The sequence below is a fragment of the Jeotgalibaca sp. PTS2502 genome, assembly GCF_001975685.1.
GTDB lineage: Bacteria > Bacillota > Bacilli > Lactobacillales > Aerococcaceae > Jeotgalibaca > Jeotgalibaca arthritidis.
Window position 1 is genome coordinate 2268739 of record NZ_CP019433.1, and the last position, 24840, is coordinate 2293578.

A 24840-nucleotide genomic window follows, 5' to 3' on the forward strand; every position below is an offset into this window, starting at 1 on the left:
AAAAAGAGTTTCTTATATAATAATAAAAACCATAAGAAGCGGAGAGCCCTAATATGAATCGATTTGGAAAAACAATGAAATTTCTTTGTTTTCTGTTGTTTCTAAGCGGATGTGAGCAAAATGTAATTCAGGATATGGGAAAAAATGAAATTAGTTCTGGTTATCGAGTTATTTTAAGTCTACAAGGAAGCGACGCAGTAATGGCTGGTGAGGGTTACGAAACGGTTGTGGTTGACGCTCAGTATCTTTCAGCAGCAGAAATTGCCTCTATGCAAGAACGTGGCCAAAAGGTATTCACTTACCTGAATATTGGATCATTAGAAACCTTTCGCTCCTATTACGAAGAGTATCAGCATTTGACCATGAAACCCTATCTTAACTGGGATGATGAGTACTGGCTGGATGTGACAAATAAGGAATGGCAGAAATTTATAACTTCTACACTGACCAATCAACTATTAGAAAAAGGTATCGATGGTTTTTGGATAGATAATGTAGATATCTATGGACAATCTCCCAATGAGGATATTTATGAGGGAGTGGAAGTCATGCTAAAAGAACTGATGAGCCATGGAAAACCAGTAATTATTAATGGAGGAAATGAATTTGTTCAGTTGTATCTTCAAAGAAATCAGCAAGTGGATGATATTTTAACTGGTGTAAATCAAGAAACAGTATTTTCATCCATTAACTTTGGTGAACAAACATTTGGAACTCAAACGAGTGAGAATCAAAACTATTATTTAGACTATCTGGATGCCATGGATAAACTGGAGAAAGATGTTTTCCTGCTGGAATATATCACTGACAGTCAACTCTCAAAAGAAATACAAAGATATGCTAATAAACGAGATTGGGAATACTATATTTCGGATTCGATTGAGCTGGATGGCAATTAATAGGGATAGGGTTTTACAACATGTAAATAGCACCTTAAATTTTGTTCCACGGTAACTTATTCACTGTGTAGCATTATTTAGGGTGTTTTCTGTAACCTAAGTATTGTAAAGAAACTTTATTGAAATCTATGTATCAATGGTTTCGCGACTACGTTTTTTGTTTCATAGAAGGCGACATAATTTCAGAATAGTTTGAAGGTGCTACCAGAGTCGTCTATGACAACCGAAATTTGCGAAGCAATGATTTTCACTAACTAAAAAGGTCACGGATTATTAATCCAAGATGTCTTTAGTTTTGTCCTGATCAGAATTATTATAATGGAGGATTTTAAAAAAATATGGTGACATAGAGAATTATAGTGAATAGGCTACACTAAGTTAGACAGTAAAATTAAGGTCTAGTAGAATGAAACAAAAGAACCTGAAACGGAGAGAATCTACCATGACCGAAAAAAGAGTACGCAGAACGTTTACGCCAGAATTTAAAAGCCAAGTAGTACGACTTTATGAAAGTGGAAAACCACGTGCAGACATTATACGTGAATATGATCTTACAGCCTCTGCATTTGATAAATGGGTGAAACAAAGCCAAGCTTCTGGCTCCTTCAAAGAAAATCAACGTCTAATGATGGAGAATGATAGTTTAAAGCAAGCCGCGCTGATCAGCTGGAACTTGAATTAAATGATTATGTAAATTGGTTTAATAACATTAGAATCCACGGAACACTTGGTTATAAAATCCCTGTGGAAAATCGATTACAGACCTTATAATATTTGTTTGAAATAGTGTTGACAATCCAATTCCTTTATCTTTTTTCAAGGTAATGTTCAATGACCTAGATATAAAGTAAATACAAAAATCAGTGAAAGGCAGAAGCTTATGAAAAAATTGCTTGCTATATTTTTATTTATTTTTTTCGCATTAGTATTATTAGCTGGAATAGCTTTTGATATTTATACAAATAGTCAGGGAATAAAGGATATCTTTTACGGAACAGCAATAACAAGTCATATGGGGTATAAATCAAATTTCGTTGGAATGTTTACAGCTATCTCATTTATCGTCCTTAATCTACTATTAGTTGCAGGCTATGGCTACTTTTTCTATACAAAAGAGAAAAAAATTAAAATTTTTCCGGCTTTATATGTCAACTAGGGTAACCATATTTAGTTTGGCGAGAATTTTTATGCGAATTTCGATTGTATTTTTATGGATCGGAATAAAATAATTTTTGGTGGTAACGTTTTAATTGGTCCGAGAGTCAGCTTTTTTACAGCCGGTCATCCAACCAATCCTGATCTACGAGCAAAAGATTTTTAATTTGGACTTTCCATCCTAGTAGGAAATCAAGTTTGGATTGGGGGAACGCTGCTATTTTGCCAAGAATAACAATCGTAAAAAACTCAATTGTTGCGGCAGGAGCAGTTGTTACAAAAGATGTTCCCGCTAATTCAATTTTTGGTGGCAATTCAGCTAAAATCATTAAGAAAATAGGAAGGACCGATAAAAAAATAGGAAAAAGAAATGCAAGCGTATTATGAAAAATTAGAAGAAGGGAATCATCCTATGAATCATGATATAAATCTCTAAAAACTTTATTTTCATTCTTGGATAAACGTGTTAAACTTTTCACGAGGTGACAGAATGAAAACGCAACAACAGAAACGGTATCATACTTGGAACGAACATTTAAAAGAAACATTTGGTGAAAAAGTATTTAAGGTAGCTTTAGATGGGGGCTTTGATTGTCCTAATCGAGATGGAACAGTAGCACATGGCGGTTGTACGTTCTGCAGTGTTTCTGGATCAGGAGATTTTGCACAAAGTAGATTGGATCCTTTACCCGTTCAGCTTAGAAAAGGAATCGACATGATGCATGAAAAATGGCCGAATACTACTAAATATATTGCTTATTTTCAAAACTTCACAAATACTCATGCTGAAGTTGAAGTTTTGAGGCATCGCTATGAACAAGTGGTCAACGAAGAAGGAGTAGTCGGTATCATGATTGCTACCCGTCCGGACTGTTTGCCAGACGAGACTATTGCTTATCTGAGCGAATTGAACGAAAGAATGTATATGTGGGTAGAACTCGGGCTGCAGACCGTTCATGAAGAAACAAGTGAGAAAATCAATCGCGCTCATGACTATGAGACCTATCTGGAGGCTGTGAGAAAATTACGTGCCCATAACATTCGTGTCTGCACTCATTTAATTAATGGCTTACCGGGTGAAACTTACGAAATGATGCTGGAAAATGTGGAACGAATGATTGAAGATTCGGATATTCAAGGCGTAAAGCTTCATTTATTGCATTTGATGAAGAACACAAAAATGGTTCGAGACTACGCTCAAGGAAGATTGGAATTCTTGGACATGGATACCTATGTTCAGCTGATATGTGATCAATTAGAGATGATTCCGAAAGAGATTGTTATTCATCGTCTGACAGGGGACGCACCAAGAGACACGTTAATCGGTCCAGAATGGAGTCTGAAAAAGTGGGAAGTGCTGAATGCGATAGATGCTGAAATGGAAAGAAGAGGCAGTTTTCAAGGGTGCAAGGATGTAAGGCTGAAATGAAACAAGGCTAGAAAGATATTCAGACTCTAAAATGATGTTCAGAGACAAAAAAGACTCTGAACGTCTTTTTAGCTAATTTGATTGAAGATTTTTCCTTAAAACTCTACCGCATAAATCAAGGCTGACTACATTTCCACACCACTCTTTGAGAATCGTCGGCGTTTTACCAGCAAGCGTTTCTCGTGTTTTGAACCTTGATGAAACCTTTAGCAGTGTGGGGTTATAAAGCTGTTAATGAAGCCAAACTAGATATTCCAGAAGATATCTCAGTTGTCAGTTTCGATGATACTGAAATGGCCCGTTACATGACACCGTCTCTCACAAGTATTCGCATGGATGTTATCAGAACGTCAGATGGCAAATTGTATCATTTGATCTACCACACTCTAAATAAGAAAATCAATTAAATCGTTATAAATACAATCACAACAAACTTTCGAGCAATATGGAAAGCTTGTTGTGATTTTCTAGCGGACTTTTTGTGCAACCATCAGTGATGACTTGGCTTTAACTCGAAATCAAGTGATCACTTCTAATGAGGCTGTTTCTGTTTAAAGCCGCATTAAAAACGGCTAGCGCTACAAGGTTGTGATGAACTTTTCTGATGAAAAGCAGTCTGTTCAATTGAAGTCAGCACTAAGAGATCGTCTTAATGAGGAACTGTTAGATGAGGAGATACAATTGGATCCGTAAGCTGTGGTAGTATTGACCGACATAATCCACTAATATTTTATAGACATATGGGCTTTTGACAATATGTTGACTAATGTTAGCAATCTTATTAACATTTGCAATAAAAAAACCGATAATAGCATTGAGCCGATGACAGTTATGTCATTAATGGATCCCAAATAATCTGAGAATTATTTGAATTAAAGAAAGATGAGGAATGTTAAGTGAGAGAAAGAAGTGAAGTTGAAATGATAATTCAGTCTTTTTATCTTATATTTCAACCGATTATGGAAGTTCTTTCTGAAACGGAAAGTGACCTCTATGCCTATGAAGTATTATTACGTTCACAAGAAACAGGACGCTTTCCTAACGACTTGTTTTCTGAGTTTATAGATGAAGAAAGTAGCAATCAACTGTTGATGAATTGGTATGAACAGGAATTGAAACATTATTTGCCGCGCTATCCTGATGTTCATTTTGATTTTAATATTCATCCGCAACAGTTAGTCCACGCATCAACTTGGCAATTTCTAAAAAATATGCAGCCATTTAACAAGCAACTAAAAGTTGAATTAACTGAACATGTTCCCATTTTTAAACATGGACATCATTCTAACGATTATAACCTCAATTATTCTATCAAAAGGATTGCAGATATGGGTTATGATATCGCTATTGACGACATTGGTAGCGGTCAAAATACTTTAGATCTCGTTTTAGAAAACAGTGATTTTATTTCATGTTGTAAATTTTCATTACTGCCGTTTAAAAAACTAGAGTTAAAAATGATTTTGAATTTCTTGGAAGTTTGGTTTCAAGTCGCTCAAAAACAAAAGTTTACTTTTATTGTAGAAGGTGTAGATAGTTCATTCATTAAAAATACATTACTTGAAAACAACATTCGCTTACAGCAAGGGTTTTATTGGTCTAAAGGCGATCATCTTTAATAAAGTCATGAACAGGTCTCTTATTTTGAGGCCTGTTATTTTTGTTTGAAAATAAAAAGAAATGGTTGATTTTTTTGCTTTGTTTATGTAACTTTAATATTATAGAACAATAAGCAATTTTTGGTGGTTTTGAGTTAATCAGATAGGTGGGGAAAAGATGCTTCTTCAAACAGCTGCAAATCTAGGAATCCTGGTCTTAAATTGTTATTTCTTACTTAAATCAAGTCATGACTTTACTAATACAAAGTCATTAACTCTTCAAAAAAAACTATTTTATATTTTTATTCAAACGCTAACGGGTCTCTTATTATTAAACTTCGCGACCGTATCAGAAGGAATACCGATTGATTTTCGTTTTGTATTTTACGCAGTTACAATCAAGTATTTAGGTTGGCAAATTACAACGCCGGTGATGTTCTTAGTGACAATAAGTCGATTTTTGTTTCCTTACAATGATGCAGCTATTGTGGCGTCCGGTTTTTCTCTTCTACTAATGATGACCCTTCCATTCGTGGATAGTTGGCTTTCTAAAACGGTAGATGAATTCAGACATCTGTTTGTGTTAATTTCATACGGTCTGATGACGAGTTTAATAATGATATTTTTGATTTTTGATGACTTTAAAAATGCGACTTACCTAGCTATCTCATTGGTTGGCTACACTTATTTATTGACCTTTATTTTGTATGGGCTGATGAGTGAATTTAGAAATTTGGTTGTCTTGGTCCATAAAGATTATCTGACTAATCTTTATAATAAAAAAAGCTTTGAAGATGATTTAGAGCATCTCTCAAAACAAAATGACCTCTTCTCTTTGATTATTTTAGATATTGATTTTTTTAAAACAGTTAATGATCAGTTTGGTCATCATGTTGGTGATATGGTCCTAAAAGAAGTAGCGGAAAGATTTCAGGTGTTCATAGAATCTTCAAGAAAATTGTATCGTGTAGGTGGTGAAGAATTTGCCATTATCATGTCTGGAACGAATCAAGAAGAGACGGTTGAATTGGCTTGCTCTATTCAAAAGCAAATTGAAGATATGACAATCAAATTGGAAAATGATCAGCATGTTCGAATAACCATTTCAGCAGGAATAGCAATACAAGAAGAAAATGAGCATTTAAAAACAACTTTCTATCGTGCAGATTCAGCACTCTACCATTCTAAAAATAATGGACGAAACAAAATTTCAATTGCAGAAGCGACAGAATGCCAGTCACTCCCAAGTATCCCGTGATACATGGGAGTTTTTATATAGACTAGGAGATTATAAGTTCAGCCATCAATGTCTAGCTCCCATTTTTCATAGGCCAAGGCGGACTTGTCCGCTTTTCTTACGAAATAAACGAAAGTTTGCTATACTTCCCAATTTATTTTGGGTAAAATGAGCTGACAAGATGCGTCTTTATTACTATTAGTTAGGGGTTGTTTAACGACGTGAACCAGATAGTCGAACAATTAATTTTTATTAGTTTCTTTCTTCCGATGATGATCGCCAGTTTGTTGATAACAGCTGATCTATTTTTGAAAAGTATCAAGAAGGCGGTTAAACGGAAAGAAGTTCAGTTTTTCTTGATTACGATTTTAATTTTTACTTACCTTTACTTTGTTCTCTCGTTTTCGATGAACTTAGTTGGTTTTATTACCTATCACTATGCGTTTGCGCTGTTCTTTTATTATTATTTTAATAGGAAAATTGGGGAAATCTTGACAATTGCGACACCTGTAATGGTCTGGTTTTATTTATTTTTAGTCGATCTTCCAAATCGAGAGCACATGGTTTATCTGATTTTATTTAGTGTGTTCTTGCTGATAGTGATGATCGTTTTAGACAAGATAAACGTTATTGCCGATAAAACAAAATTCTATCTGATTTATGTCATAACTATGGTGGCATCCCCAAAATCAGCTATGATGGTTTACCATAAAGTTGAATATGAATGGTATCAGTTAGTGCTTGTTTTATTAGGGTCTTTTGTTTTAATGTGTGGATTTACTTGGCTTCATCAACTCATCGAGAAAGAAGAGAAAGAAGTGATTGATGAGTTACTGAGCAGCAGGCGAGATTCACTAACGGGTGCATATAATTTTTATACATTCAACAAGGATTTAGTTATTTATAACCAAATACCGATGAATCGGTCAATTGCTATGATCGATATTGATCACTTTAAAGCCTTCAATGATGAGCATGGTCATTTGGCTGGTAATGATTTATTACGTGAATTCACTCAATTGATGGAGGCATATCTGGGTCAAACCGTTGGCTCAAACCATTATAAGTTGTATCGCTATGGTGGCGAAGAATTTTGTATCATTTTTGAGGATATTTCTATAGCCTTTATTTATGAAACATTAGAATCCTTACGGGTGCAAATCCATCATCATGCCTTCAATATCTCTAACAAGCAAGTTAGTGGTATTTCGTTTTCTGCGGGTATTGAGAACTGTCAGGAAGGGGAGGGTAGTTTATTAGATGCTCTGCATCTAGCCGATTTAGCCCTTTATCAAGCAAAAAATAATGGCCGAAACCAAGTAAGAATTTACTGCGAGCGTTAAAGTGTCAATCAAATAAGGAGTGTGCGGTCGTGCTGAGAACTTTTTTTAAGTATTTATTTTCTTCAGGCGCATCATTTATAATCGATATTAGTCTCTATGCTTTTTTTATGTATAGTTTACCCCATACTAGTTTATCCACTATCTTTATAGCATCGCTGCTATCGCGTTTTTTATCAGCATTGTTCAACTACTATGTCAATCGTCGGTTTGTCTTTTCGTCAGCTGCTAAAAACAGCATGCTTCACTATTTTAGTTTAGTTGTCGTTCAAATATCAGCATCGGCATTATTTGTTTATTTGCTACATCTTTTGTTTAAAGAAGTAGATACCGCAATAATCAAGGCTATCGTTGATGTGGGTCTATTCTTTGCCAGTTATTATATTCAAAAGACTATTATTTTTAAGAGGTGAGTATGTGCCAAATTCAAAAACGTATAAAAAATTCGTTTATTTGCTCGCTTTTGTTTTATCTGTTATTTATCTTGTCTGGCGTGGAATGTACACACTACCATGGTCGGAATCGTTATTTGCAATTTGTTTCGGAATTGCCTTGTGGGTAAGTGAGATCGTTTCGAACGTTACCGCAGTTATTTTAATTTGGAGTAAAAATAAAGTGAAAAGCATTGAAAAACCTCTTGTAGAAGATGGTGACTACCCTGACATTGATGTCCTAATTGTAACCCATAATGAGGATGTTCCGTTATTATTAAAAACAGTCAATGCTGCTTGTCATATGAAATATCCTGACCCCTCTAAAGTTCATATTTATTTATCGGATGATAAGAATCGACCAGAAGTAAAGGCATTAGCAGACAAATTTCAGATTGGTTATATTGGGCTAGAGGGTAACAAACATGCTAAATCAGGTAACATCAATAATGCCTTAGCGCATACTTCTTCACCCTTAGTTGCGACCTTTGATGCGGATATGATTCCTTATTCCGATTTCTTGCTAGAAACGGTTCCTTATTTTATCGGTAACAAAAAAGAGCGTGAAGCTGGTGAAAAGGTAAAACCGCTTGGGCTAGTGCAAACACCACAAAGTTTTTACAATGCCGACTTATTCCAACTCAATCTCTTTTCTGAAAAGACATTGACCAATGAACAGGATTTCTTTTCACGTGAAGTTAATATTTTAAATAATGCGCACGATGCAGCTATTTACACGGGATCGAACACGGTCATTTCTCGTCAAGCGATCGAAGATGTAGGCGGTTTTCCAACGGATACCATTACAGAAGATTTCCAACTAGGCGCATTGATCAATGCGAAGGGGTATAAAAATATCTCGACGATTGAACCAATGGCGAGTGGGCTAACCCCAACTGACGTTCCCAGTGTACTAAAACAACGGATTCGCTGGGGAAGGGGTGTTGTTCAGAGTATAAAAAATATCCATCTTCTAACCAACAAAAATTTAACCTTGCAACAAAAAATGGTCTTTTTAAATAGTTTCCTTTATTGGTGGTCATTTATTTGTCGCTTAATCTTTATTTTTGCGCCGATTTTATTTACGGTTTTTGACATTATGGTAGTGGACACGAACTTTTGGACGTTATTACTATTCTGGTTGCCAAGCTATTATTTCGTTTATTTGTCCATGCAAGATATGTCAACAGACATTCGAACACAGCGGTGGGGAGAAGTGCAAGAAACCATTTTTGCGCCTTACTTAGTGCTACCAGTCTTTTTACAAACGATTGGTATTAAAGAAACCAAATTCAAAGTAACTAACAAAGCCGCTACCCAAACCCGAAAAGATTTGCTCTATGTGATTCCACACGCGATTATGCTTGTGTTAACAATTATCGGCTTAGTTAAATTTAATTACGGCAAGTTTGGTTCTGAGATCTTTTATGGTAGTGTGATTACGTTTTGGTTGTTAACCCACTTTATTAATTTGTTATTTTCTGTTCTCTTTTTCTTAGGGCGACCACTTTATCGTAAAGCAGAACGGTTTCAAGCAAGTTATGATGTTAAAGTGAGTTATAAGGGGGCGGATTATGATTTAAAAACAATCAATATTTCTGAATCGGGCTTGTCATTTGTTTCTGAATACCCGATTTATTTCCCAGCAGATGCTGATTTATCATTTGACGTGACCAAGGAGAATTATCATGCTCATTTAGAGGGGAAAATCATGCGAGTTATTTCAGAACGTGACCAATGGGTGTATGGCGTAGCATTAGATGAGATATCTGAAAAGGACTATTTACAATATTTGCAGATTATTTATGATGGGTTCAATCGAAGCTTGCCTCAGGTCAGAGACCCATGGATGACCCCATTCGATCATTTGATTGAAACTATTCATAGACGTTACAAGCAAGCCGGCAAACACACGGACTTCGTTAGTAAGACACCTGTATTATGGACCAACCATATTATTTCACTAGATGAGTTTGATGTTGTACTCCATCGTTTTAATTTTGAAACAATGACCATGAGCGCAATGGAGGATTTATCTAAACGGAAGAATTGGACGGTAATGATCGATGAGATTGATTTCCAATTAGCCTATGATGACCAAAATCAATCTGGTGAATATATGTTTAAGGTAATCAATCTACAAGAGGTAATGATGTCGCCTCATTTTGAAAACCTTATAAACAAATGGATGTCCGAAAGAGGTGAGAGTTTGTATGTTGCTAATCATTTTGCGTCTTAGTTTGTTTTTATTTTCAGTTTATGGCTTCTCGAGGCTGTTTATAAAATGGGTAGGACTTGATGAAAAAATCAGTTGGATAGCAGCTTGTTCTGCCATCAGCCTCACACTCTATGTAAGTGCCTATGTCAAACTGCTATTCCCAACAGCTGTTGGATTGGCTATTGTAGGCGGTCTAATTGGTCTTTATCAGCTCTATCAATCCTATCTAGTCGAAAAAAATAGCTTTCAGCTACCACGATTGATGACGATTTGGCTGGGTGTATACTTTCTTCTTTTTTCATGGACTTTATTGAACAGTGGTTTAGAGCACTATGACAATTATTCCCACTGGGCAGTTATCGTGAAGTTTCTCTTCACCGAAGGGCGCCTTCCTGAGGCGAGTGATGTTTTAATCAGTTTCAGCTCTTACCCAATGGGCAGTAGCTTGTTTATTTACTTTGCGACAGTTATTGCTGGTTTCAGTGCGCCCGTTATGCTGATGGGGCAATTTGTGTTTATTTTTTCTTGTATTTACGCACTGTTTGTTGTGGTCCGCGATTCATCACGTCAATTGGTGGTTGCCATGATGTTTGCTGTGGTTGCATCCTTCAATTACTTTAATATTGCCATTCGGGTCAACAACTTGTTGGTTGATTTCTTACTACCTCTTTTAACATTGGCGGGTTTGGCTGGTATCTTTTATTTACAGAAGAAATTGGGACTATTGTCGCTCTATACCATTTTAGTGGCTGGTTCACTGAGTTTAGTTAAAAATAGTGCACTATTCTTTGTCGTTGTTTTACTATTATATTATGTGTATACGGTTATTAAAATGAGGTCGTTTAGCAGACATAAGATTCACTTAATGGTCACAGGCTTAGTAAGTGTCTTGTTATCATTTTTACCTTATCTGCTTTGGAGCCGTCATGTGACCTCGAACTTTACACAGTCTAAACACGATGTACGTTTAACATCCTATCAACAAATCTTTGCCGAGAAGGATGGCGGGGTAATCCAAGCCATTACCGATTTGTTTTTATCGACGATTGCTGATGTGAGAACCATCTCAACTCAAGGCATTATTTTAGCGAATATGTTGTTGTTTGGCGGTTATCTAATCATCCGTTTCGTTCTGAAACGTAAGAATCAATTGTTAAAGGTAGGACTTCTTGTCGATAGTATTGTTATCGCCTATTATATTGGGATTTACTTGATGTTTCTCTTTTCCATGCCAACTGAAGAGGCGCTTTATCTAGCCGGGTTTGAGCGTTATGCATCGAGTATTGTTATTCTAGCTTTAGGTATCGCCATGATGGCACTTGCTCGCGAAATGGATTATTCATTTTATGAACAAAATGTTTTAGCGCGGAACTATCGTAGTTTTAAGAGCATGAAAACAAAGAAATGGTATCAGTACGCGACAGTTGTGTTGTTACTATTCTCTAGTTTATTGGTCTTATCTGAGAACAATGGCATGATCTATAATAAAAATCAGTATTTGGATTCCCTTCCTGCTCAATTTGATCAAGTTGTTGGCAATCAGATGGTATTAAATAATGACCGTTACTTGGTTGTTTCTGATCGAAAGGCAGATGGTGATAGTTATGACGTTGAGTTTATTGGCCAATACTACCTCTATACGCCCAATGTGGTCGGACGAGAAGACTTTGTGATGGATGATCAACCATTCCTTGATGTACTGAAGGAGTATGATTATATCGTTATTTTAGACGACCATTTCACCTTTAATGCCATGACAGAAAAATTATTTAATCAAACCTTTGAACCGGGTATTTATCGGACAACTGATGTGATTCAGACTAATGAATAGAATATGCCGCTAGCGAATGGAGCTAGCGGTTTTTAATGCTTAAAAGACTAGTCTTAACGGTTGTTTATCTAAAAATGCTTGTGTAGAATAAGACGTATTGAAAAAGATGAATAGGAGAATAGATCCGATATGGTTCAATTATTATTAGCAATTATTTATTTGGGTTTCATTAGCTTAGGCTTACCCGATGCCTTGTTAGGGTCGGCATGGCCAACTATGTACCAGGAGTTTGGCGTACCAGTTTCTTTTGCTGGAGGCATCGCCATGATTATTTCAGTGGCTACTATTTTATCGAGTTTGCAGAGTGACCGATTAACGCGCAAATTCGGAACTGGAAAGGTAACAGCTATAAGTGTGGCATTAACGGCTACAGCCTTATTTGGATTAATCGCTAATTATGTTCATCCAGGTCTATTTCCCTTCTATTTGGGAGCTATTTTAGTTGTTATGGTTATAATGTACGAAACACTATTAAAGAAAAAATCAGCAGTTTTAGTTGAAAATTAAGGAGTCATGATATGGTAGGGAAATTTTATGCAGTAAAAAAAGGGCGTCAACCGGGGATTTATCGGACATGGCCAGACGCACAAAAACAAGTGGCTGGATTTTCTGGCGCACAATTTAAATCTTTTACGACAGAACAAGAGGCAAAGGATTATATTAATCCTCCTCAACAAGCTGCTGTTGATTGGACGGCAGACGATACTATCGAAGCTTATGTCGATGGGTCTTTTGACCGTCAGTCAAATCGTTACAGTTATGGCGTTGTGATGGTAAAAAATAGCGAGGTGGTCAAACAATTTTACAAAGCCGGTTCTAACCCTCGCTATGTGGAAAGTTTCCAAATTGCGGGAGAAGTCTTTGGCTCGATTGCAGCCATTAAGTGGGCAATTGCAGAAGGCTACAAAGCTATCAATATCCGCTATGATTATATGGGAATTGAACAGTGGGCAAGAGGACTTTGGCGTGCCAATAAGCCCGTATCGCAGGACTATATCGCACAGTTTAGAGAATTAGAAAATCAGATTGCCGTTCACTTTAAAAAAGAAAAAGCACATAGTGGCATTACCTATAATGAATTAGCTGACCAATTGGCGAAAAAAGCCTTGCAATCAGTTAGTTAACTAAGGAGGTAACAGGATGGACTGTCTTTCTTTATTTTTATCGGTTCTCTTGCTTAATTTTTTTGCTTACATCACTATTCGTATTCGGCCCTTTATTTATAAAACCAACGTATACAAACCAATGATCTGGAATATTAACTTATCGATTATGCCATTTGTGATTCTAGTCGGCAATACGATTTTAGCGATTATCTTGTCTTATATTGGAACGTATGTTGAGCTTTCTTTTATGTATGTGATTCGAACGATTATTTTCATCATCGGCTTAATAGTATGGTTACTAGCTTTGCCAAATTCAGGCTATCTTGTCACCGAGTTAAACTTAAGCCACTGAGAAGCGGATCAGGTTGAGGTGCCCATCTGGTATGACATCATTTTGTATTTTGTAGGGTAGACAAGCAAATTGGGAAACTAAGTTGCTTTTTATATGGAGAAAGAATCGATACAGCTCCATATTTTTGGCTGTAAGTCACATTTGGTAGTCGAAATGTCAGTTACAGCTCTTCAAAAAGTTCTGTAACTGACATTTAGGGGTGTGAATGTAAGATACAGGGCTTTTTTTAAAGTTGTATCGACATCTATAAAGTAAATCAATGATATGTGATTAGTATTTCCAATGATACTAACGGTTTCAGTCATGTTATAATGAGTCTAATTCATTCAACACAAAGTTAACTAATAGAAAAGGGGAACTACCATGGCTAAAATTGTAAACAATATTCTTGAACTAACAGGCGACACACCGATTGTAAAATTGAACAAGGTTGTACCAGAAGATGCAGCAGATGTTTACGTTAAACTTGAATCTTATAACCCAGCTGGATCGGTTAAAGACCGCATTGCATTAGCAATGATTGAACGAGCTGAAAAAGATGGACTCTTGAAGCCGGGTGGAACCATTGTAGAACCAACTTCTGGTAATACAGGCGTTGGCTTAGCCTTCGTTGGAGCCGTAAAAGGTTACAAAGTGGTTATCGTTTTACCGGACACCTTTTCGATTGAACGCCGCAAGCTGATTCAAGCTTACGGTGCAGAACTTGTTTTAACACCGGGTGCTGACGGAACAGTCGGTGCGATTAAAAAAGCAACGGAATTAGCAGAAGAAAATGGTTGGTTCTTACCATTACAATTTGATAATCAAGCAAATCCAACGGTTCATAAAAATACAACGGGTCAAGAAATTGTTCAAGCGTTTGGTGAAGATGGGCCAGATGCCTTCATTTCAGGCGTTGGAACAGGTGGAACGGTAACAGGAGCAGGCGGCGTCTTAAAAGAAGCTTATCCTGACATTGAAATTTATGCTGTTGAATCAGCAGAGTCACCGGTTTTATCAGGTGGTCAACCGGGACCTCATAAAATTCAAGGTATCTCAGCTGGATTTGTTCCTAAAGTATTAAACACAGCTGTCTACCAAGATGTCCTTAAAGTTGCTGGAGATGACGCTATCGCAATCGCACGTAAAGTTGGCACAACAGAAGGTATTTTAGTTGGTGTATCAGGCGGCGCAGCTATTAAAGCAGCCATTGATATTGCCCAAAAACTAGGTAAAGGTAAAAAAGTATTAGCGATTCTTCCAGATAACGGCGAGCGCTACCTATCTACAGTCCTTTATGATTTTGAATAAGCTCATTTTGAAACTAGAAGGAAACTTCTAGTTTTTTTTATCCATAAAAAAACTAATGGCTATTAATAGGTTTTAACAATTATCATTATTTTTTAATGGGTATTATTCTTACCTTTAATCAGTGAATAAGGACAGATGCAATGATAAGAAGAGTAAGCTGACGAGCTTTGCTAAGCGAGTCCGTGGTGGTGAGAACGGATCAAATGATCAACTGAAGATGGTCTTGGAGTAATCGACATTGTTGACGGTTGTATTACGACAGTCCCGTCCTTCTCTATGAGAGTAGAGAAGGTGGGGCTGTCGTTTTGCTTAAAGGAGAATTGAAAAAAATAAGTTCACATGTCATTGACATGATGATGTTAAAAGTAACTCTGGTACAGAAGCGATGCGACAACATTGGTCGGATGAGAACCGCTTGGCGCAACGACACAAGATATTGTTGATACAGCTGTTTGGTTAACTAATTTGTACAGCCAACCGCTATCGACAAATGGTCTAGTCAAGTCGGCAATCATGCGTTGACATTTACTTTGGCTATGCTAGTATGAAATTAATCAAAATCTAATGAAGGAGTGGCCTATGAATATCCAACAATGCCGTTATGTGATTAGCATCGCCAAAGCAGGCAGTTTCAGTGAAGCAGCTAAGCGATTATTTGTGACCCAACCCAGTCTTTCAACCGCTATGAAGGATTTGGAAACCGAATTAGGCGCCCAATTATTTATCCGTTCCAAGTCTGGCGTTAGTTTGACGGAAGAAGGAACTGACTTTTTAGTTTATGCCAATCGCATACTCGATCAAGTTGATTTATTGGAGCACCGTTATCGGACTAATTTCAAAAAAGACTTTACTATTACTACTCAACGCTATGATTTCTTATCGCAACCTTTTTTAAAGGTAATCGAATCCTTTAAAGAGGACTATCAAAATTTCCATCTCGTTGAAACAACGACTCAAAAAAATTTGAAGAATGTCCGTGATTTTAAAAGTGAGCTGGGAATCTTATATATAGATGAAACCAATCGTCGTGTCTTAGAACGTTATTTTCAGCAAGAAGAGTTACAATTTGAAGCACTAGGAGAATTTACAACGCGTATCTTTTTGAGAAAAAACCATCCTTTAGCTAACAAAACAAGCATTAAACGAGCGGATTTATTAGCTTATCCACAAGTGCGCTTTAGCCAAGAAAACCAAACAGCCCCCGACTTTAATGAAGATCCAATCGAAGCGGATGATAGCCAACCGGTTATTTTTACCAATGACAGAGGCACATTAATGAACCTTTTATGTGAATCAGATGCATATGCATCAGGCTTAGGGATTGTGAATGGCTTTGTCAGCCAGCACATCGTGTTAAAACCACTTGAAAATTCAACAACGCATACACTCGGTATCATTACGAATAAAAAAAGGAAACTGACTGCGATTGGAAAAGCCTTTATCGATGAGGTCAAACAAACACTAGAAAAAAGAGAAAAGTGGACTTAAATGTCTTCCAGAATAAGTAGAAAAAAACTTTCTATTTATTCTTTTTTTTGCTAATATACTTACTTGAGGTAATTATCTGAGGTAAAGGATTTGAAAGGAGTAAGATATGCCTAATAAATTATCAGAAGACTATATTGATGCGTGTATAGTTGCGAAGCGTACGGTGCAATTCCTACCAGAATCGCCGGCGGAATTGCAGAAGCGCCATATTTATATCATCAAGATTTGCTATGATTTGTCTCAAGAATTGGACGAAGTTCGCGTGAGTGATGTCGCAGAAGCCATCAATGTCACTCTGCCGAGTATCACCCGCAACATTACGACTTTGGAAGAAGAAGGCTACCTAATTAAGGAAGAAAATAGTAAAGACAAACGCGTTGTCAATATCCGCCTAAGTGAAAAAGGACTGGAAACTTACCATGCCTTGATTTACGACTTCCACAAGAAAAATAGTGAGGTCTTGAGTACGATCCCCCAAGAGGATATCGAAATCACCATCAAAACCATTAACAAAATCTATCAAGCGATGGAAAAAGAATATAGGCAAGACTAAAAGGGGAGAAACTGAAACATGTATAAAACGTTAGCGAAATCGCTTCGGCAATACAAAAAGCCGTCATTTCTAACGATGCTATTTATGGCTTTAGAAGTATCAATGGAAATTTTCATTCCATTTCTAATGGCTAAAGTGCTCGATAGAGGCTTATTAACAGGAGACATCCAGTATGTCTTAAGAATAGGGGCATTAATGTTTGTTATCGCCTGCCTATCAATGGTATTTGGTGTCTTAGCAGGGAAATTCTCATCTGATGCCGCAGTTGGTTTCTCAACTAATATCCGTCAAGATGTTTACGAGAATATCCAAACGTTTGCTTTTGACAATATCGACAAATACGCATCATCGAGTTTGATTACCCGTTTAACAACGGATATTACAAATATTCAAATGGCTTTCCAAATGATTCTTAAAACAATTATTAGAGCGCCATTTATGATTGTCTTTGCCTTTATTATGGCAAGTTATACGAACTTGAAATTATCATTAACAATTGTCTTTGTGATTCCGATTATCGGTGGCCTCTTAATTTGGTTAGTTTACAAAGTCCACCCTTATTTTATTGAGGTCTTTAAAAAATATGATCGCTTAAACCGTACCGTTCAAGAAAACATCAATGGTGTACGCGTGGTGAAATCATTCGTCCGTGAAGACCGTGAAATTGAACAATTTAAAGAAGCATCAAGCGATATTAAAGCACTCTTTATGAGAGCAGAAAAAATTATCGCTTTAAATGGACCTGTTATGCAAATTGCTATCTATTCAACATTATTGATTGTCTATTGGTTTGGTGCGAAACAAGTCGTTGGAGGCACCATGTCAACCGGTGAATTAACGAGCTTTATCACTTATATGATGCAAATTTTGAGCAGCTTAATGATGATGTCATTGATTTTTGTTATGATTGTGATTTCAGAAGCGTCTGTTGAACGTGTAGCTGAAGTGTTAAATGAGAAAGCAAGCTTAACAAACCCAGAACAAGCTGTAACAAGCATTGAAAATGGTGATATTGAATTTAGAAATGTTCGCTTCAATTATAATACGTCATCAGAAGAAGCAGATTTATCTCATATTAATTTAACGATTAAATCTGGTGAAACGATTGGGGTTTTAGGTGGAACAGGTAGTGGTAAGAGTACCTTAATTCAATTAATTCCTCGTCTCTATGATGTAACTGAAGGAGAAGTGTTTGTTTCCGGACGTAATGTTAAAGATTATGATTTGGTGACCTTACGTGATCAAATTGCCATGGTTCTGCAAAAAAATACGCTGTTCTCTGGTACAATCGCTGAAAACTTACGTTGGGGAGACGAGGACGCATCCGACGATGAAATGAAACGTGTCGCAAATCTTGCTCAAGCAGATGGCTTCGTTCAAGCTTTCCCAGAAGGCTATGAAACAGTCCTTGACCAAGGTGGGACAAACGTATCAGGTGGTCAGAAACAACGGTTGACCATTGCGCGTGCTTTATTGAAGAAACCTAAAATTTTGATTTTAGATGATTCAACAAGTGCCGTTGATACGAAAACAGATGCTTATATTAGACGGTCATTTGCCCAAGAGATTCCTGATACAACAAAAATTATTGTGGCGCAACGTGTGTCTTCCATTCAAGATTCAGACCGTATCATTGTCTTAAATGAAGGTAAGATTAACGGTATTGGTACCCACGAAGAGTTGCTTGTCAACAATGCCATTTACAAAGAAGTTTACGATTCACAAGTAAAAGGAGGGACTATCAGTGAAGAATAGACCAATGAAACCAACAGAAAGTCCCTTGAAAATTTTAAAACGATTATTTACTTATGCTAGAAAAGAATATAAGTTAAGACTGATTATTGTTGTATTAAGTATTATTGTGAGTGCAGGAACAAACGCAATTGGAATCAGCTTTACCCGTGTCTTAATCGATGATTACATTGCCCCCTTAGCCTTGCAAGAAACACCTGATTTTTCTAATTTAGCACGTATCATTAGTCTGATGGCGGGCTTATATGCAACTGGTGCCTTGTTTATTTATATTTACAATCGGACGATGGTAACTGTTGCACAAGGTATGTTGAAAGATATTCGTGACGACATGTATGCGCATATGGAAAAGCTACCCGTTCGCTATTTCGACAGCCATGCAACCGGTGATATCATGAGTCACTATACTAATGATATTGATACATTGAGACAAATGATTAGCCAATCAGTGCCACAAATTTTTGCGTCATTGATTACGATTATATCTATTATTTTTGCGATGTTATTAATTAACATTCCAATGACACTATTTGTATTATTTATGGTGTGTATTATGGTCTTTGTGATTCGTTCATTAGGTAGCAAAAGCGGCCGTTACTTTGGTATTCAACAGAAAGCTCTAGGACAGTTGAACGGCTACGTTGAAGAAATGATTGAAGGACAAAAAGTTGTTAAAGTTTTCAACCATGAAGATGCAGCCATTAAAGGCTTTACCGATTTAAATGAAGAATTAAGAGAAAATGCGACAAAAGCGAATACTTACGCTAATATCTTAATGCCAATTATGGGGAATATTGGTAACTTTACTTACTTGTTAACAGCAGTAGTGGGGAGTGTTTTCTCCATTACCGGTGTAACAGCCCTATCAATTGGTAGTATTGCCTCTTTTGTTCAATTTACAAAGAGTATCACTATGCCGATTGCTCAAATCTCGCAACAATTCAATGCCATTATTTTATCACTGGCTGGGGCTCAACGTATTTTCCAATTGTTGGATGAACAACCAGAAGAAGATACAGGAACGGTTGAATTGGTTCATATTGAAAAGAGTGAAGATGGCAGTATCGAAGAAGTCAGCCACCGAACAGGTCATTGGGCTTGGAAAGACACATCCAATAAGCAAACAACTTATACAGAACTAACCGGTGATGTACGCTTCAAAAATGTCACATTCGGCTACAATGAAAATAAAACTGTATTACATAATATCAGCTTATTTGCTAAACCTGGTCAAAAACTGGCCTTCGTTGGTGCAACTGGTGCCGGTAAAACAACCATTACGAACTTGATTAACCGTTTTTACGATATTCAAGAGGGAACAATTACCTATGATGGTATTGATATTAAGGACATCAAAAAATCAGCTCTTAGAAAATCATTAGGAATTGTTTTACAAGACACTCATTTATTCTCAGGAAGTATTAAGGAAAACATCCGTTATGGTAACTTAGATGCAACGGATGAGGAAATTGTGGCTGCTGCTAAGCTGGCTAATGCGGATTTCTTTATTCGTCAACTACCAAATGGTTACGATACAGAACTAACCGGTGACGGCGGGGCGCTCTCTCAAGGGCAACGACAATTACTAGCAATCGCTAGAGCGGCAGTTGCAAACCCACCTGTTTTAATTCTTGATGAAGCAACGTCAAGTATTGACACGAGAACAGAAACCATTGTTCAAACTGGTATGGATGCTTTAATGGAAGGACGAACAGTTTTCGTTATCGCTCACCGTCTGTCTACCATTCGTAATGCCAATGCTATTATGGTGATGGAACAAGGACAAATTATTGAGCGTGGTGACCACGAAGAATTGATTAATCAAAAAGGTGAATACTATCAACTTTATACAGGTTCATTCGAAATGGAATAGAGACTAAATGAGAGAGAATAGTCGTGAATCCAAAAAATGGGCATTTTTATTTTTTTGAACCACGGCTTTTATATTGAAAAAAATTGATAAAATGATTATTCTAAATAGTATCAAACAAAAGCGAGGGACTCTTATGGCTATAACATTAAAGCAATGTACAGTAAATGACTTAGATTTTTTACAAGCAATTAGTATCGAAACATTCAAAGATACCTTTGATGAACACAATTCTGAAGAGAACATGACCGCTTATTTAGAGGCTGCCTATAAACTAGATAAATTGAAAAATGAAATACAAACAACTGACTCCTATTTTTACTTTCTATATGAACATGACGAGTTGGCAGGTTATTGTAAGTTGAATATGAATGAAGCGCAAAGTGAGTGTGATCATTTTCATGCGTTGGAAGTAGAACGAATCTATATTAAACCAGCTTTCAAAGGTAAGGGGTACGGGAAAAAAATCATTCAACACGCTGAGGTTTTAGCCAAAAAATATGGCAAAGATGAAATATGGCTAGGAGTCTGGGAACAGAACTATCCCGCTCAAGCCTTTTACGAAAAAATGGGATTTGAACGAAGAGGTGCTCATTCCTTCTTTATGGGTGACGATGAACAATTGGATTATATTTTAGGAAAAAAGATAAAAAATTAGTCTCAATCTAGACACATCTAACTAGTGATAAAAGCATTAAACAACCTACTTCATTATAATATCACAAGGATGCGGAATGATTGGAAATTCTAAATAAAGAAAGACTATTGATTTTTTTTAAACAAAAGTGCTTAACTATGTAGTGAATTTTAATAATGTCACTCGTAAATAATTACTATTAAAGGAGATTCTTATGCTTGCAATTAGTATAGCCAATATTGCCGTATTGGTTACGCCTTTTTATTTGTATTATCGGATTTTTAATCGCTCTTCTAGAGATGCCAATTATTCTAACAAACAACAGGTTATTTTTGTTTTAATTGAAACCCTATTAGGAATAATCTTGTTGGAAATTTCTTTTCTTTTTATGGGTGTCGAGATTGATTTCCGCTATATTTTATATTCTTTTTCAATGATGTATCTGGGCTGGAAGATCACATTACCCACTATGTTGCTATTATCAGTCTATAGATTCTTTTTTCAAGATGTGACACAACCACTTAATCACCTTTTTATGATTTTTCTTGTCACCTTCATGATGTACCAGTTAATTAAAATAATGGAAAGAAAGAACATAAACGAATTCTTGCAGCTCATTATTTTAGTTTCGTATAATGCTTTAATAGAAATAATCAGCATCCTTCATACAGTGGAAGATATAAAGGATGCCTTTTTCTTTTATCTAATAGTATTAGTTCCGACTTATATTACGGTTAGTGTAGTCTATCTGCTTATGAGAGATTTGAGATTAATGAGGGAGCGAACAGATTTTGATTATCTCACAAGACTTTTAAATGTTAGAAAATTTAGAGAACGTTTAACGGACTTGGAAAAAAACCGTGAAACACCAATTAGCATAGCTGTTTTGGATATTGATTGGTTTAAAAGCTATAACGACGAGTATGGCCATGATGCTGGCGATAAAATACTATGGGGGATCGCACAAGTATTCAATGCCTATTCAACCTCTAAAACGAGTATTTATCGGATTGGTGGAGAAGAATTTGGTGTAATTATAACCGATAAGTCCTTTCACGAAGCTGAATTGGTTATGGCAGATATTATGGATAACGTTGTTAATAGGCCGATTCCTATAAACCCAGATATTACAGTCTCTATTACAGTATCGGTGGGGCTCGTTCATGTTCGACCTCATGAAAGTTTAAATCGATCATGGATACGTGCTGATGAGAGTATGTATCATGCTAAGAAAAATGGTAGAAACCAATTATATGTGGGTGAGGAGATCGCATAATCAGAAATTTATAAACTAACAGATCTGTTGTCAATAAATTGTTAAGTAAGTAGGGCTATCATTCAATTTCAGCCCTGCTTTTATTGTCTTTTTTAAGCAGGTAAATAGGTTTATTAGCCACAAACAAATGTTAATTCTATTTCGGATTATAAAAGCGTTTACCTTCATGATTTTGTATAAAAACAATCTAATATATTATGTTATAATTTTTATAAACAAAGGTTGTTGACAGTAATCTTCTGAAACCGTATACTTTAAGTTAATGGGATTTTAATAAATTGGTTCAATAATCACAACAATAATTATTTTCTAATATTAAAATTATTCTTTATACGAGGAAAAATATGAAACAACATGATAAAGAAAATGATAGAACATATTTAAACAATGAGTCTGGTATGACGTTAGTAAAAGAGGTAACGATTAATAACTTAGGTATTATCAATGGTGTTTTTCTTAACAGATAGCAGTGAAGTCTCATATTCTGGCGGAGGGGGCAACGCCGACAGACCTTCTAAAATGGTGATGATTGCACCCTATGCTGATGTTACATTTAGAGGTAAGTATTCTATTCATGGTACAATCGTTGCAAAAACGATAAAATTAAACGGTCCCGGGACTATTGTATTTAAGAAGATTGATACATCAGGTTTCCCAATGGCTTCGGGAGAATCAGTATCACCAACTCTCGAGGATCTCATCGAATCAGGGCCTATCATTGAAACACAAGGAGAGTGAGAATTTGTCGAACCGTGAGAAGAAAAAAATGGGCGACTTGCTGAAAGAAGCAAGCCTTGTAACCGAAATTCAAATTATGGAAGCTTTGAATCATAAAAAATCCCAACAAAAATTGGGTGATGCTCTCGTTGAGCAAGGTTATATTACTGAGAAACAACTCCTTGATGTTTTAGAAATTCAACTGAAACTTGAAAGTGTTTCGTTATATCAGTATCCAATCGATGTGTCTCTAACTGAATTAATAAAAAAAGATTTTGCAAGAAGCAAACTCTTATTGCCCATTCGTAAGGAACAATCGAATCTCATTGTTGCGATGAATGATCCGCTTGATTTTTATGCCATTGAAGAAATTGAGTTTTCAACCGGTTATGTTGTTAAGCCTGTTATCGCAACCCGCGATGACTTGCTACAAACCATTAACCGCCTTTACGATTCAGAGGAAGTATCCGTTGAATATGTAGAAGGAGAAGATGCACCAGCTGTAAAAGTCTTTAACCAGTTGCTTGAAACAGGTGTCTCACTGAGAGCATCTGATATTCATCTTGATCAAACGGAGCATCAAGTCATGGTGAGGTATAGAATTGATGGCTTGTTGAGAAGCGAGAGACCCTTACCAAAATTGCTGATGAATTCACTAGTCGCACGCATTAAAATTATGGCGGGGCTGAATGTGACTGAAACACGGTTACCCCAAGATGGCCGTATCAATACCACCGTTCTAGGTAAGAAAATTAATTTGAGGGTATCTACTTTACCGACTGTTTATGGAGAAAAGGTGGTTATTCGGATACTGGATATGTCAAATATCTTTAAGAAGGTTGACGACATCGGTTTAGAAAAAGATATTTTAGCTAGTTACAAGGCTCTAATAAAGCAACCATCGGGATTGATTTTGTTGACTGGTCCAACGGGTTCAGGTAAGACATCAACTTTATATGGATCTATTAACGAATTAAATCATACTGAAAGCAATATTATTACCATCGAAGATCCTGTGGAATACCAGCTTGAAGGAATTAATCAAGTACAAGTAAATAATTCAATTGGTTTAACTTTTGCTGCGGGATTACGATCTATTTTACGTCAAGACCCTAATATCATTATGGTTGGTGAAATACGAGACCGCGAAACAGCTGAAAATAGCGTTCGAGCTGCTCTAACCGGTCACTTGGTATTTAGTACGCTCCACACGAATAGTGCGATTGAAGCTGTACCGCGGTTACTCGATATGGGAGTTGAATCCTATCTGATTGTGTCTGCCTTGAGCGGTGTTGTTGCTCAACGTTTGGTGAAAACCATTTGTAAAGACTGTGCCTATAAGCGTAAGGCGAGTTTAACCGAAAAGGAAATTTTTGAACGTCATGGTCAAACCATCGAAGAGCTGACAATTGGTAAAGGTTGTGATGCTTGCCAACATACAGGTTACCGAGGCAGAATGGCTATTCACGAGCTGATTGTCATGACTGAAGACCTAAAATCTTTAATGATGAATCGTGCTAGTATCCAAGAGTTGAAGCAACACTTAAGAGATAAAGGTGTTACCTTCCTATTGGATGACGGATTAATAAAAGTAAAAGCCGGAAAGACCAGCTTGGAAGAAGTTCTAAGAGTTGCATCGGCGGAGGATTAGAGGTTAGAAA

At 36.5% G+C, this 24840-nt stretch carries 22 protein-coding genes and 4 pseudogenes; all 26 read left to right on the forward strand.

Features of this window, described 5'->3' with window-relative positions; translation table 11 throughout:
• Positions 1-53: 53 nt before the first annotated feature.
• The 26 genes and pseudogenes from BW721_RS11390 to BW721_RS11510 all read left to right on the forward strand — a co-directional run bounded on the left by BW721_RS11390 (position 54) and on the right by BW721_RS11510 (position 24830).
• Entirely contained in the window at positions 54-899 is an 846-nt protein-coding gene (locus BW721_RS11390; protein ID WP_076768571.1) for an endo alpha-1,4 polygalactosaminidase, read from the forward strand.
• Positions 900-1341: 442 nt separating this feature from the next.
• Positions 1342-1548 (forward strand): annotated as a pseudogene (locus tag BW721_RS11395) (transposase); the annotation flags it as partial.
• Positions 1549-1559: 11 nt separating this feature from the next.
• A pseudogene (locus tag BW721_RS12360) lies at positions 1560-1670 on the forward strand (IS3 family transposase); the annotation flags it as partial.
• 109 nt (positions 1671-1779) lie between these two features.
• A complete protein-coding gene (locus BW721_RS11405) occupies positions 1780-2055 on the forward strand; it encodes a hypothetical protein (protein WP_076768573.1) in 276 nt (91 codons plus the stop codon).
• Between the two features lie 18 nt (positions 2056-2073).
• Positions 2074-2441 (forward strand): annotated as a pseudogene (locus BW721_RS12140) (sugar O-acetyltransferase); the annotation flags it as partial.
• Positions 2442-2544: 103 nt separating this feature from the next.
• Positions 2545-3483, forward strand: a complete 939-nt coding sequence (locus BW721_RS11415) for a TIGR01212 family radical SAM protein (protein WP_076768575.1) — start codon at positions 2545-2547, stop codon at positions 3481-3483.
• A gap of 203 nt (positions 3484-3686) precedes the next feature.
• Positions 3687-3818, forward strand: a pseudogene (locus tag BW721_RS12270) (substrate-binding domain-containing protein); the annotation flags it as partial.
• 256 nt (positions 3819-4074) lie between these two features.
• Positions 4075-4176 carry a hypothetical protein gene (locus BW721_RS12365; RefSeq protein ID WP_156892253.1) on the forward strand — a complete coding sequence of 34 codons (102 nt, stop codon included), beginning with the start codon at positions 4075-4077 and terminating at the stop codon, positions 4174-4176.
• 203 nt (positions 4177-4379) lie between these two features.
• Complete coding sequence (locus tag BW721_RS11425) at positions 4380-5102, forward strand: EAL domain-containing protein (protein WP_083686887.1); 723 nt, start codon at positions 4380-4382, stop codon at positions 5100-5102.
• A gap of 157 nt (positions 5103-5259) precedes the next feature.
• Positions 5260-6339: a GGDEF domain-containing protein gene (locus BW721_RS11430; RefSeq protein WP_076768577.1), complete on the forward strand. Its 1080-nt coding sequence runs from the start codon at positions 5260-5262 to the stop codon at positions 6337-6339.
• A gap of 200 nt (positions 6340-6539) precedes the next feature.
• Entirely contained in the window at positions 6540-7661 is a 1122-nt protein-coding gene (locus BW721_RS11435) for a GGDEF domain-containing protein (RefSeq protein WP_083686888.1), read from the forward strand.
• 29 nt (positions 7662-7690) lie between these two features.
• Positions 7691-8071 carry a GtrA family protein gene (locus tag BW721_RS11440; RefSeq protein WP_076768578.1) on the forward strand — a complete coding sequence of 127 codons (381 nt, stop codon included), beginning with the start codon at positions 7691-7693 and terminating at the stop codon, positions 8069-8071.
• A 4-nt stretch (positions 8072-8075) separates the two neighbouring features.
• Positions 8076-10328, forward strand: a complete 2253-nt coding sequence (locus BW721_RS11445) for a glycosyltransferase family 2 protein (RefSeq protein WP_076768579.1) — start codon at positions 8076-8078, stop codon at positions 10326-10328.
• On the forward strand, positions 10303-12138 hold the full coding sequence (locus BW721_RS11450) for a hypothetical protein (protein ID WP_076768580.1): 1836 nt from the start codon (positions 10303-10305) through the stop codon (positions 12136-12138). Before BW721_RS11445 ends, BW721_RS11450 begins: the two co-directional genes overlap by 26 nt.
• A 129-nt stretch (positions 12139-12267) precedes the next feature.
• Positions 12268-12645 (forward strand): hypothetical protein, encoded by a 378-nt coding sequence (locus BW721_RS11455; protein WP_198031363.1) that lies wholly within the window; start codon positions 12268-12270, stop codon positions 12643-12645.
• An 11-nt stretch (positions 12646-12656) separates the two neighbouring features.
• A complete protein-coding gene (locus tag BW721_RS11460) occupies positions 12657-13262 on the forward strand; it encodes a ribonuclease H1 domain-containing protein (protein WP_076768581.1) in 606 nt (201 codons plus the stop codon).
• A 16-nt stretch (positions 13263-13278) separates the two neighbouring features.
• Positions 13279-13596, forward strand: a complete 318-nt coding sequence (locus BW721_RS11465; protein ID WP_076768582.1) for a hypothetical protein — start codon at positions 13279-13281, stop codon at positions 13594-13596.
• A 363-nt stretch (positions 13597-13959) separates the two neighbouring features.
• A complete protein-coding gene (gene cysK, locus BW721_RS11470; RefSeq protein ID WP_076768583.1) occupies positions 13960-14886 on the forward strand; it encodes a cysteine synthase A in 927 nt (308 codons plus the stop codon).
• A 579-nt stretch (positions 14887-15465) separates the two neighbouring features.
• Positions 15466-16374: a LysR family transcriptional regulator gene (locus tag BW721_RS11475; protein WP_076768584.1), complete on the forward strand. Its 909-nt coding sequence runs from the start codon at positions 15466-15468 to the stop codon at positions 16372-16374.
• Positions 16375-16480: 106 nt separating this feature from the next.
• A complete protein-coding gene (locus tag BW721_RS11480) occupies positions 16481-16927 on the forward strand; it encodes a MarR family winged helix-turn-helix transcriptional regulator (RefSeq protein ID WP_076768585.1) in 447 nt (148 codons plus the stop codon).
• Positions 16928-16945: 18 nt separating this feature from the next.
• The gene (locus tag BW721_RS11485; RefSeq protein WP_076768586.1) at positions 16946-18682 is read left to right on the forward strand and encodes an ABC transporter ATP-binding protein; all 1737 of its coding nucleotides are present in this window, start codon (positions 16946-16948) and stop codon (positions 18680-18682) included.
• Entirely contained in the window at positions 18672-20552 is a 1881-nt protein-coding gene (locus tag BW721_RS11490; protein ID WP_442905235.1) for an ABC transporter ATP-binding protein, read from the forward strand. Before BW721_RS11485 ends, BW721_RS11490 begins: the two co-directional genes overlap by 11 nt.
• Before the next feature lie 133 nt (positions 20553-20685).
• A complete protein-coding gene (locus BW721_RS11495; RefSeq protein ID WP_076768587.1) occupies positions 20686-21207 on the forward strand; it encodes a GNAT family N-acetyltransferase in 522 nt (173 codons plus the stop codon).
• A gap of 193 nt (positions 21208-21400) precedes the next feature.
• The gene (locus tag BW721_RS11500; RefSeq protein ID WP_076768588.1) at positions 21401-22462 is read left to right on the forward strand and encodes a GGDEF domain-containing protein; all 1062 of its coding nucleotides are present in this window, start codon (positions 21401-21403) and stop codon (positions 22460-22462) included.
• Positions 22463-22806: 344 nt separating this feature from the next.
• Entirely contained in the window at positions 22807-22929 is a 123-nt protein-coding gene (locus BW721_RS12225; protein ID WP_257787743.1) for a hypothetical protein, read from the forward strand.
• Positions 22930-23204: 275 nt separating this feature from the next.
• Entirely contained in the window at positions 23205-24830 is a 1626-nt protein-coding gene (locus tag BW721_RS11510) for a GspE/PulE family protein (protein WP_083686890.1), read from the forward strand.
• Positions 24831-24840 lie beyond the last annotated feature (10 nt).

What these genes read in the sequence shown, in the direction of transcription:
- BW721_RS11390 (WP_076768571.1), top strand. Translation starts at nt 54, where the DNA reads ATGAATCGATTTGGAAAAACAATGAAATTTCTTTGTTTTCTGTTGTTT.
- BW721_RS11405 (WP_076768573.1), top strand. Translation starts at nt 1,780, where the DNA reads ATGAAAAAATTGCTTGCTATATTTTTATTTATTTTTTTCGCATTAGTA.
- BW721_RS11415 (WP_076768575.1), top strand. Translation starts at nt 2,545, where the DNA reads ATGAAAACGCAACAACAGAAACGGTATCATACTTGGAACGAACATTTA.
- BW721_RS12365 (WP_156892253.1), top strand. Translation starts at nt 4,075, where the DNA reads ATGAACTTTTCTGATGAAAAGCAGTCTGTTCAATTGAAGTCAGCACTA.
- BW721_RS11430 (WP_076768577.1), top strand. Translation starts at nt 5,260, where the DNA reads ATGCTTCTTCAAACAGCTGCAAATCTAGGAATCCTGGTCTTAAATTGT.
- BW721_RS11450 (WP_076768580.1), top strand. Translation starts at nt 10,303, where the DNA reads ATGTTGCTAATCATTTTGCGTCTTAGTTTGTTTTTATTTTCAGTTTAT.
- BW721_RS11455 (WP_198031363.1), top strand. Translation starts at nt 12,268, where the DNA reads ATGGTTCAATTATTATTAGCAATTATTTATTTGGGTTTCATTAGCTTA.
- BW721_RS11460 (WP_076768581.1), top strand. Translation starts at nt 12,657, where the DNA reads ATGGTAGGGAAATTTTATGCAGTAAAAAAAGGGCGTCAACCGGGGATT.
- BW721_RS11465 (WP_076768582.1), top strand. Translation starts at nt 13,279, where the DNA reads ATGGACTGTCTTTCTTTATTTTTATCGGTTCTCTTGCTTAATTTTTTT.
- cysK (WP_076768583.1), top strand. Translation starts at nt 13,960, where the DNA reads ATGGCTAAAATTGTAAACAATATTCTTGAACTAACAGGCGACACACCG.
- BW721_RS11475 (WP_076768584.1), top strand. Translation starts at nt 15,466, where the DNA reads ATGAATATCCAACAATGCCGTTATGTGATTAGCATCGCCAAAGCAGGC.
- BW721_RS11480 (WP_076768585.1), top strand. Translation starts at nt 16,481, where the DNA reads ATGCCTAATAAATTATCAGAAGACTATATTGATGCGTGTATAGTTGCG.
- BW721_RS11485 (WP_076768586.1), top strand. Translation starts at nt 16,946, where the DNA reads ATGTATAAAACGTTAGCGAAATCGCTTCGGCAATACAAAAAGCCGTCA.
- BW721_RS11495 (WP_076768587.1), top strand. Translation starts at nt 20,686, where the DNA reads ATGGCTATAACATTAAAGCAATGTACAGTAAATGACTTAGATTTTTTA.
- BW721_RS11500 (WP_076768588.1), top strand. Translation starts at nt 21,401, where the DNA reads ATGCTTGCAATTAGTATAGCCAATATTGCCGTATTGGTTACGCCTTTT.
- BW721_RS12225 (WP_257787743.1), top strand. Translation starts at nt 22,807, where the DNA reads ATGAAACAACATGATAAAGAAAATGATAGAACATATTTAAACAATGAG.